Here is a 2,067-nt window from a genome sequence, read left to right on the forward strand (position 1 = left end):
AGCTGCTTAGCCATTATCTCAAATTTTAACGAACTATTGTTGTAGTATATTATTGCTTAATCCAAATGAATATTATAAATTTAGGAATTCTTGCTCACATTGATGCAGGAAAAACTTCCGTAACCGAGAATCTGCTGTTTGCCAGTGGAGCAACGGAAAAGTGCGGCCGTGTGGATAATGGTGACACCATAACAGACTCTATGGATATAGAGAAACGTAGAGGAATTACTGTTCGGGCTTCTACGACATCTATTATCTGGAATGGAGTGAAATGCAATATCATTGACACTCCGGGACACATGGATTTTATTGCGGAAGTGGAGCGGACATTCAAAATGCTTGATGGAGCAGTCCTCATCTTATCCGCAAAGGAAGGCATACAAGCGCAAACAAAGTTGCTGTTCAATACTTTACAAAAACTGCAAATCCCGACAATTATATTTATCAATAAAATTGACCGTGACGGTGTGAATTTAGAGCGTTTGTATCTGGATATAAAAACAAATCTGTCTCAAGATGTCCTGTTTATGCAAACTGTTGTCGATGGATTGGTTTATCCGATTTGCTCCCAAACATATATAAAGGAAGAATACAAAGAATTTGTATGCAACCATGACGACAATATATTAGAACGATATTTGGCGGATAGCGAAATTTCACCGGCTGATTATTGGAATACGATAATCGATCTTGTGGCAAAAGCCAAAGTCTATCCGGTACTACATGGATCAGCAATGTTCAATATCGGTATCAATGAGTTGTTGGACGCCATCTCTTCTTTTATACTTCCTCCAGAATCAGTCTCAAACAGACTTTCAGCTTATCTCTATAAGATAGAGCATGACCCCAAAGGACATAAAAGAAGTTTTCTAAAAATAATTGACGGAAGTCTGAGACTTCGAGACATTGTAAGAATCAACGATTCGGAAAAATTCATCAAGATTAAAAATCTAAAGACTATTTATCAGGGCAGAGAGATAAATGTTGATGAAGTGGGGGCCAATGATATCGCGATTGTAGAAGATATGGAAGATTTTCGAATCGGAGATTATTTAGGTACTAAACCTTGTTTGATTCAAGGGTTATCTCATCAGCATCCCGCTCTCAAATCCTCCGTCCGGCCAGACAGGTCCGAAGAGAGAAGCAAGGTGATATCCGCTCTGAATACATTGTGGATTGAAGACCCGTCTTTGTCCTTTTCCATAAACTCATATAGTGATGAATTGGAAATCTCGTTATATGGTTTGACACAAAAGGAAATCATACAGACATTGCTGGAAGAACGATTTTCCGTAAAGGTCCATTTTGATGAGATCAAGACTATCTACAAAGAACGACCTGTAAAAAAGGTCAATAAGATTATTCAGATCGAAGTGCCACCCAACCCTTACTGGGCCACAATAGGGCTGACGCTTGAACCCTTGCCGTTAGGGACAGGGTTGCAAATCGAAAGTGACATCTCCTATGGTTATCTGAACCATTCTTTTCAAAATGCCGTTTTTGAAGGGATTCGTATGTCTTGCCAATCTGGTTTACATGGATGGGAAGTGACTGATCTGAAAGTAACTTTTACTCAAGCCGAGTATTATAGCCCGGTAAGTACACCTGCTGATTTCAGACAGCTGACCCCTTATGTCTTCAGGCTGGCCTTGCAACAGTCAGGTGTGGACATTCTCGAACCGATGCTCTATTTTGAGTTGCAGATACCCCAAGCGGCAAGTTCCAAAGCTATTACAGATTTGCAAAAAATGATGTCTGAGATTGAAGACATCAGTTGCAATAATGAGTGGTGTCATATTAAAGGGAAAGTTCCATTAAATACAAGTAAAGACTACGCCTCAGAAGTAAGTTCATACACTAAGGGCTTAGGCGTTTTTATGGTCAAGCCATGCGGGTATCAAATAACAAAAGGCGATTATTCTGATAATATCCGCATGAACGAAAAAGATAAACTTTTATTCATGTTCCAAAAATCAATGTCATCAAAATAATGGAGCGGTCAGGAAATTTCTATAAGGCAATACAGTTCAATACTCTGTTAATTCTTATGTAATCGATTGAAAATGA

Annotated in this window: 1 protein-coding gene; it reads left to right on the forward strand. The window is 38.9% G+C overall.

Annotation, left to right across the window (positions count from 1 at the left end; translation table 11 throughout):
- The first annotated feature begins 65 nt into the window (after positions 1–65).
- Positions 66–1,991 carry a tetracycline resistance ribosomal protection protein Tet(Q) gene (gene tet(Q), locus DW917_RS16695; protein WP_002560998.1) on the forward strand — a complete coding sequence of 642 codons (1,926 nt, stop codon included), beginning with the start codon at positions 66–68 and terminating at the stop codon, positions 1,989–1,991.
- Positions 1,992–2,067 lie beyond the last annotated feature (76 nt).

Source organism: Prevotella sp. AM42-24 (assembly GCF_003461825.1).
GTDB lineage: Bacteria > Bacteroidota > Bacteroidia > Bacteroidales > Bacteroidaceae > Prevotella > Prevotella hominis.